9 protein-coding genes are annotated in these 7,955 nt (G+C 61.6%); 5 read left to right on the plus strand and 4 right to left on the minus strand.

Annotated elements, in window-relative coordinates; genetic code table 11:
* The 5 genes from NUV94_07675 to NUV94_07695 all read left to right on the plus strand — a co-directional run.
* The coding region (locus NUV94_07675) for a 2-oxoacid:acceptor oxidoreductase family protein (GenBank protein MCR4392615.1) at positions 1-488 on the plus strand (488 nt) is incomplete at its 5' end.
* On the plus strand, positions 478-780 hold the full coding sequence (locus tag NUV94_07680; protein MCR4392616.1) for a 4Fe-4S binding protein: 303 nt from the start codon (positions 478-480) through the stop codon (positions 778-780). The genes NUV94_07675 and NUV94_07680, both read left to right, overlap by 11 nt.
* Entirely contained in the window at positions 768-1,931 is a 1,164-nt protein-coding gene (porA, locus tag NUV94_07685; GenBank protein MCR4392617.1) for a pyruvate ferredoxin oxidoreductase, read from the plus strand. Before NUV94_07680 ends, porA begins: the two co-directional genes overlap by 13 nt.
* A gap of 10 nt (positions 1,932-1,941) precedes the next feature.
* On the plus strand, positions 1,942-2,895 hold the full coding sequence (locus NUV94_07690; GenBank protein ID MCR4392618.1) for a thiamine pyrophosphate-dependent enzyme: 954 nt from the start codon (positions 1,942-1,944) through the stop codon (positions 2,893-2,895).
* Positions 2,892-3,077, plus strand: a complete 186-nt coding sequence (locus NUV94_07695) for a hypothetical protein (protein ID MCR4392619.1) — start codon at positions 2,892-2,894, stop codon at positions 3,075-3,077. The genes NUV94_07690 and NUV94_07695 overlap by 4 nt, the downstream gene beginning before the upstream one ends.
* Positions 3,078-3,320: 243 nt before the next feature.
* On the opposite strand, the gene NUV94_07700 is transcribed toward NUV94_07695, so the two are convergent.
* From NUV94_07700 to NUV94_07715, 4 genes are all read right to left on the minus strand, one after another.
* Positions 3,321-3,635 carry a transposase gene (locus tag NUV94_07700; GenBank protein ID MCR4392620.1) on the minus strand — a complete coding sequence of 105 codons (315 nt, stop codon included), beginning with the start codon at positions 3,633-3,635 and terminating at the stop codon, positions 3,321-3,323.
* Between the two features lie 62 nt (positions 3,636-3,697).
* Positions 3,698-4,669 carry a UPF0489 family protein gene (locus NUV94_07705; protein ID MCR4392621.1) on the minus strand — a complete coding sequence of 324 codons (972 nt, stop codon included), beginning with the start codon at positions 4,667-4,669 and terminating at the stop codon, positions 3,698-3,700.
* Positions 4,662-6,380 carry an ABC transporter ATP-binding protein/permease gene (locus tag NUV94_07710; protein MCR4392622.1) on the minus strand — a complete coding sequence of 573 codons (1,719 nt, stop codon included), beginning with the start codon at positions 6,378-6,380 and terminating at the stop codon, positions 4,662-4,664. The genes NUV94_07705 and NUV94_07710 overlap by 8 nt, the downstream gene beginning before the upstream one ends.
* Before the next feature lie 189 nt (positions 6,381-6,569).
* A complete protein-coding gene (locus tag NUV94_07715; protein MCR4392623.1) occupies positions 6,570-7,415 on the minus strand; it encodes a YcaO-like family protein in 846 nt (281 codons plus the stop codon).
* Between the last annotated feature and the right edge of the window lie 540 nt (positions 7,416-7,955).

A 7,955-nucleotide genomic window follows, 5' to 3' on the forward strand; every position in this document is an offset into this window, starting at 1 on the left:
GCGAGGGGAAACACGTGCAGGCCTTTCCCGAGTACGGCCCCGAGCGCTCAGGCGCCCCGGTGCGCGCCTACAACCGCATCGCCGACGAGGAGATCGTGATCCACTGCGGGGTCTACTCGCCGGACATCGCCGTGGTGGTGGACGAGACGCTCCTGGAGAGCGAGAAGCCGACCGAGGGCCTTAAGCCCGACGGCGTGCTCATCGTGAACACCACCTGCTCGAAGGACGAGATCCGCAGGCGCACCGGGTTCCGGGGGACGATCGTCGTCCTCGACGCGGACCGGATCGCCAAGGAGGCGGGGACCGGGTTCGCCAACGTTCCCATGCTCGGTGCGGTGGCGGCGGTGCTCGGCACCGAGTGGAGGCTCGCCGAGGGGGAGCTGCGGGAGACGATGGGGGAGAAGGTGTCCCGCGAGGTGTTGGAGAAGAACGTGGCCGCGCTGCGCGCCGGCTACGACGCGGTGAAGGGGGTGCGCGGTGGCCGCTAGCCTTAAGGGTTGGAAGGAATTGCCGATCGGCGGGGTCATTCCCGGTGGCGCCACCCCGGAGCTGAACAAGACCGGCGGTTGGCGGGCCGAGCGTCCGATCTGGGACCAGGAGAAGTGCATCCAGTGTCTGCAGTGCTGGCTCCACTGCCCAGACGATGCGATACGGATCAGCGGACAGAAGGTGACCGGCGTCGACTACGATTACTGCAAGGGGTGCGGGGTGTGCGCAGCCGTGTGCCCGGTGGACGCGATCGCCCTTGAGCCGGAAAGGGAGGGGACATGCGCAAGGTGATGACCGGCCACAAGGCGGTGGCCGAGGCGATGCGCCAGATCGAGCCGGACGTGGTGGCGGTGTACCCGATCACCCCCCAGTCCGAGATCGCCGAGTACTACGCGGAGTACGTCCACGACGGGATCGTGCACACTGAGCTCGTGCCGGTGGAAAGCGAGCACTCCGCGATGTCCGCCTGCGTGGGGGCGGCGGCGGCCGGGGCCCGGGTGATGACCGCCACCGCCTCCCAGGGGCTGGCCCTGATGGTGGAGATCCTGTACATCGCGGCGAGCATGCGCCTTCCGATCGTGATGGCCCTCGCCAACCGGGCCCTGTCCGGGCCGATCAACATCCACTGCGACCACTCCGACGCCTACCTCGCTCGGGACTCCGGCGCGGTCCAGATCTTCTGCGAGTCCGCCCAGGAGGCCTACGACTACACCCTGATCGCCCAGCGGATTGCCGAGCACGAGAGGGTCCGGCTCCCGGTGATCGTCAACCTGGATGGGTTCACCCTCACCCACTCCAGCCAGGTGGTGGAGCCCCTCCCCGATGAGGTGGCCAAGAAGTTCGTGGGGGAGTACAAGCCGTTCTATCCCCTCCTCGACGTGGATCACCCCTCCACGTGGGGGCCGTTCGCGATGCCCGACTACTACTTCGAGCTCAAGCGGGCACAGGCCGCGGCGATGGAGGAGGTACCCCCGGTGTTCCTCGAGATCCAAGAGGCGTACAGCAAGGTGTCCGGCCGCAGGTACACCGGGTTCTTCGAGGGTTACAGGCTCGACGGTGCGGAGCGGGCGCTGGTGGTTATGGGATCCACCGCGGGCACGGCCAAGGCGGCGGTGGACGTGCTGCGAACCAAGGGGGAGAAGGTCGGGCTCCTCAAGGTGTGGCTCTTCCGGCCGTTCCCGTCCAAGGAGATCGCCGCGGCCCTTGCCCACGTGGAACGGGTGGCGGTGTTGGATCGGGCGCTTTCGTTCGGGGCGATGGGGGCGGTTTACTGCGACCTCGCCGCGGCGTTCGTCCACGCCACGCACCGGCCCACGTTCGTGAACTACATCTACGGCCTGGGCGGGCGGGACACCACCGTGGACCAGCTCGTTCAGGTGTTCGCCGAGCTCACGGATGCCCGTCCGGACGAGGGCCTTAGGTACATCGGCCTCAGGGAATGAAGGAGGCAGCGTGCCGAACATCAAGACGTTAGCCCAACGCGAAGAGGCCCAAGTGCGGTTCACCGGCGGGCACTCCCTGTGCGCCGGCTGCGCCGAACCGATGGTGGTGCGCACCGTGCTCAACGCCATCCCCGATCCGGTGGTGGTGGCCAACGCCACCGGGTGTCTCGAGGTGGCCACCAGCCGCTACCCGGGCACGGCGTGGAACGTGCCCTGGATCCACGTCGCCTTCGAGAACGCGGCCGCGGTGATCGCCGGGGTTGAGGCGGCGTACAAGGCCCTTGTGCGGGCAGGGAAGTTCGACCGCCGCATCCGGTTCGTGGCGTTCGCCGGCGATGGCGGGACCTACGACATCGGCCTCCAGGCCCTGTCCGGGGCCCTGGAGCGGGGGCACGACTTTCTGTACGTGTGCATCAACAACGAGGCGTACATGAACACCGGGGTCCAGCGGTCGAGTGCCACCCCGCGCTGTGCCTCGGCCACCACCGCCCCGGTGGGGAAGGCCATCCCCGGGAAGCCCCAGGACAGGAAAGACCTCACGGAGATCGTGGTCGCCCACCGCGTGCCGTACGTGGCCCAGGCCGCGGTGGCCAACCTGATCGATCTCGCGAACAAGGTGGAGCGGGCCATGCGCTACGAGGGGCCGAAGTTCCTCAACGTCCTCACCACCTGCCCGCTTGGGTGGCGGACCTCGCGCGATAGCGCGATCCAGCAGGCGAAGCTGGCCGTGGAGACCCGGTACTGGCCGCTGTACGAGGTGGCCGAGGGCCGCTACAAGATCACGTACAAGCCGAAGAAGGAGGTGCCGGTGGAGGAGTGGCTCAAGACCCAGGGCCGGTTTCGGCACCTGTTCCGGTCCCCGGATGGGGAGGCCATCATCGCCGAGCTCCAGGCGGCGGTGGACCGGTACTGGGACGAGCTTCTCCGGAAGGAACAGTGCCTGTCCGGCGGGGAAGAAGGGTGAGATCTGGCGAGGAGGGGCCCAGGCCGTGGTGGGCGGGCTTGGGCCGCGACCTTCTGCTGGGGGCAGCGGTGGGAGCAGCGGTGGGGACGGCGTTCCGCGATGCCGCGTTCGGCACCGCCTGTGGGGCCAGCGTTGGGCTTCTCCTGCACCTGCACTTCCGGTTGCGGGTTCGCAGCCGCTAGCCCTATGCCCATGACACAGTTGCGGGGGGACCCGGATCCCTTCCGCCCTCAGTTCGGCGTGGATCCGCGGCGCTCCGTACGTTCCCCGGCTCCGGGCGTGGATCGCCTCGACCCGTTCCTGTAACCGCACGTCCTCCCGCGCCCGGCGTGACGGAAAGTGCCCGAGCCACGCGTAGTACCCACTGCGGGAGACCTCCAGTACGCGGCACATCGTGGCCACCGGGTAGCGAGCCTGGTGTGCGCTCATGAACTCGTAGACTCGGGCGGTACCGAGCCGGTCTCCCGAGCGAACCAGGCCACGGCTTTTGCCAAGATCTCCCGCTCCAGGCGGAGCTGTCGGTTCTCACGGCGCAGCCGGCGCACCTCCTCCCGCTCCCCCGTCGTCATCCCCGAAGGGTCGAGGCCCTCGTCGCGGTCTGCCTGTCTTACCCAGTGGCGGATCGTCTCGTAGCAGGGCTCGAACTCCCGGGATAGCTCCCGTGGCGTCCGCCCAGCCCGTACGAGCTCCACCATCTGCCGCCGGAACTCCGGCGGATACGGCGGTCGTGTCCTCGGCATCGTGGACCCCTCCCTTTCAAGCCCTAACCTGTCCACGAAACCGGGTCAACTTCACTGAAGTGTCAACAGTATTTCGAGACTGGACAGACTAGTCCAAGCGTTGTCAGTAACTCGTCTAGCTCGATCACGTTGATTGTCATCTCGTCTGCTAGGGAGGACAGCAGAACGCTCTCAATGAACTCACCATGTTCTGGAGGTACAAAGCCGCTGTGCTGAGACCGAGACAAGAGAACCATGACTGGGAAGACCTTATTGATGCGCAGGAACTCCATGAGTTGAAGCACCGTATTGTAGATTTGTTCATTGTTTTGCGTTCGCTGGCAAGGAGGACCGTCATAGTCTCTATGGACGAGATAGTACTTCCCCCTTTCCTCCATGCAAGTCACCCGACTCCCAAACGCAAGTTTCCAGGGATGTCGTTTGTCCCTCAAGAACGCAGCATACGCATCTCCGGTGATCTCGATCCGGACGGTCTCTCCATTGCTGTCGGAGCAAGAGAAGTAGTCAAAATCGATATCGAGAACTACGGGGCGCGTTGTGGCAAAGGGATGTGATGGTGTGAGAGTGTGCAGCATTGGCAAGCGCCGAGCGCCTGCCTCTGCTCGGGACTTGAGTGTGTGCACACGAAAGAAATAAGCATTCCCTACCTGCTCAACACGGATGTCCAGGGGTATGGATCGACGGCAAAGCCCATCACGGCGCACCCAGTAGAGCTCCTCAAACACCCGTTGGTGGACGAGCGGGATGAGGAAATCGCATATCCGCAGGTAGTCGAAGGTGCAGACGAAGATGTCGCTCAGTGGCTGCGAACGCACATCCGCTGGTCCTAAAAGCACTGGGCACGCCAGGTCGTGGTGTTCATCAATGTGCACCAAGGCATTCCCGTGAGGGGGCAGCAACCCCATCTTGATCGCGTAAGAGATGACAAGATAGGCCTCGCGATGTTCCTCGACTACGAAGACGGGGATTGCATTCCCATTTGCACCTCGTTCATCCCAGAAAACATGTGATGGAGGGGTAACTCTGTCACACATAGCTACTCGCCTGCCGCGTGAACATGGAGTGGTAGACACCTTTCAGTGCCATCAGCTCCTCATGTGAACCTTCCTCCACGATACGCCCGTTCTGCAGAACAACCACCCTATCAGCGCCGCGGGCTAGGGACAGGCGATGGCTTACGATGAGGGCCATTCTCCCACGGGTGAGTCCACGGAGCGCCTGCAGGATTTCGTACTCACTCTGCGGATCAATGGCTGCCGTGGGCTCGTCTAATATCACAAGCTCAGCCTTGGGCTTGCGAAGCAGCGCACGGGCAATGGCCAGACGTTGCCATTGGCCCTCAGAGAGGTCGGTACCTCCGTCGAGCATCTTGCCCAGTGGTGTGTCCAAGCCATATGGCAGTTTCTCGATGACCTCTCCCAAACCAGCTTCCCGAGCCACTGCCAGCAGCGTGTCATCCCGATCAACCTTCGAAAGGTCGCCGAAAGCGATGTTTTCCCGGATGGTAACAGGGAAATGCGCATAGTCCTGTACGACGACAGCAATCCGATCACGGAGCTCCTCGACATCCATAGATCGGATGTCGCGCCCGTCCCAGGTGATGACACCTTCGTCTGGGTCGTAGAGACGGACTAGCAGCTTGGTCAATGTGGTCTTTCCAGCTCCATTCTCACCGACAAGGACCACTGTCTCTCCAGGCCTAATGCAGAGGTTGATCATGTCAAGGGCGGGCCGTTCACTCCCTGGGTAGGTGAACCGTACATTCGAAAGGCAAATGCCGCGACGTCCGGAATCCGGGGTGGCAGCCGTCACCAAGGAAAGACGCGGCTTCAAATCAAGCAGCGCGAAAATGGGACCTACGCCAAGCGCCGCTTGGTAGACCTCAGCCCCCTCATAGATGAGTAACTCAAGACTCCTGCGCACCTGAAAGATTAGGCCCGCGTACAGCGCCAGGTCTCCTGGCGTGAACCCACCTCGAAGAACCCCGTCCACAACGAACGCATAGGGGACCGCTGCTCCAACAGCACTGATAACCGACGATCCAGCAACTGCCCACGTACCATGCGTACGCACAGCACGCATGGCCTGGAATGTGGTCTGAAACAGTTTCGTCCAGCATCCGAGGAAGAGATCTCGAAGTCCAAAGAGCCGTACCTCCTTGGCGTAAAGCTCGGTAAGCAAGACCCGCTCATACAGCCTCATCTTTCGCACGTTCTCAGCCTGCGCCCTCTCCACTTCCCAGCTGCGATCTTCAACGCGTCCCTGGATGATGACAGCGGGGATTGCCGTGAGAAAAAGCAGAAGTGGCACCCACCAGCCGATCGCGAATGTAAACAAGAGCGCTGGCACGAACGCGAACACGCCGACCATCATGCGCCCAACGCCGGTAGCAAGCCGCCAAAGGCGTTCTACACCTTGCTCGGCCAACTGAAGGGTGTTCAGAAGCTGCGGATCCTCAAAAACCGCGATATCCTGGAAGCCAGCCACTTTGGTCAGCAAACGCCGTCGTGCCTCCCCAGTGGTGCGGTCCCGTAGGTTATCAATCGCCAACCCACGGAGCGTCTCGATGGAATCCAAGATGAAGGTGAGTATAACGAACGCCGCGATGGCCAAGGGGAGCAGCGAAGCACCCAACTCACCAAATATGCCATGGGGGGCTGTCCCTGCCAGCCGGGCAACCTCGTCGATCACGACCTTGCCCACGTAGAGAAGGAGAGTGGGGCCAGCGCCATAGAATACGTTCAAGGCAATTAAAATTCGTATCTCGTTCTGGGAAGCAGACCAAACCAAGCGCAACGCCCGTCCAATTGATGTCGTGGGCCGCATAACTTCCCCCTAGGATGTTATGGAAGACTCACCGTTGCCAAGGGTGTTCTGTCTTCAGAAATGCTCTCTTGGCAACAAGGGTTACACCGCTCCATCTCGGGCGCAAAATCACGCAGAATGAAGCATAGCACGGCCTCGTCCTCCAGGCAACACCGCGTTGCCGGACTTGACTAGTTGAAAGTTCTCAAGGCCCGGGATCAGGACGTTGAGGCACGTGATCCCTAGAGAAGATTGGTATGCAACAGAGTAGAAAATGTGAAAACCTCTAGCCTCAACTAGGTTTACCAGTACAGCTAGGTATTCATCAAGATCCCCCGGAACAGCCGGGGCCACAATGTCAGCGAAGTCGCGCACCTTGAACAGACCTTGATCCACTAATGCTGCGACGTTCATCCGGGCGGCGGCCTGATACCTTGGGAACCTATGAAGGGCGGATAGGATTGCTACGTGGTCATCGTGACAGTCTGCGGCGAATCGCTCCTGAACATGCATATCCTGTAGAGCTTCGAGCATGGCGCGCTCCACCGCATATTCCCTGGAAAGTGAACAACCGCATCCCCTGGGCTGGATTAACCCCTCCTGACGCATGATCACAGCGCAGAATGAAGGCACACCTATGTCTGTCGTAATGTCAATTATCATGACTGGAACACCTGCAAGCTCAGTGATCTCGTTATATAGCGCTCTGAGTCGCAAAGGGAGGGTATCGGGAGCAACTAGCCGAACAGGTCGAGGTGGCTCGGAGAGGAAAGTGGAGATTAGGAAAAGAGACTCCGCATCGCGCTCGATGCGTTCACACACGGCATGAATCATAGCCTCCGTGAGGTCAAGGCCCAGTGCGGTCCCGCTATTGGTACAGTACCTCCGGATTCGCGTGTAGTCAAAGCTATCACCAGGTAGTGGGTAATCGGGGTAGTCTGGGGTTGTCAGCACCAGGGGATATAGCGCCAGCATATCCGACTCAGTAACCCCCTTGTACGGGCGGCACGGTACCTTGGCGCCTGGGTGGTGCTGCAACAAGAGTTCTACCGCTTTGTCACGGGCCAGGATTTCCTGATGTGGCAATTCGGCTATCACTGACCAGATGTACCCCTCTGGCGATCTGTTCTGCAGGGGAGGCTCGTCTGCAGGGGAGGCTCGCCGCGATTACTCGCGCTACTGATTAAGTGCTCGAGCGCTTCGGCAATAGCGCTTGCAGTTGACTGCAGCCCAATTCCCTTGCCCATGCCTTCGCCAACAACACGCCCATCCTCTCGATAGAGGAGGCAGTGCCGGGTCGCCAATCCCTGGCCATATGTTCTTATCTCGGCACGGAGGTGGAAAGACTCGATCTCCTCGTAGAGGAGACGCAGCGCTTCTTGCGGCGGTACACGTCGCTCGGGAATACTGGGCACAAACTCAGGAATCGGCATCTATTGCCCATTCGGAAGAACGACGTCATGCACCTCTGTTCTTGCCCCTAACCCCCCTGCTCAAGCTCGGCCACTGGCTTCA

The sequence above is a fragment of the Candidatus Acetothermia bacterium genome, assembly GCA_024653305.1.
In the GTDB taxonomy this organism is placed as follows: Bacteria; Bipolaricaulota; Bipolaricaulia; order Bipolaricaulales; family Bipolaricaulaceae; genus JACIWI01.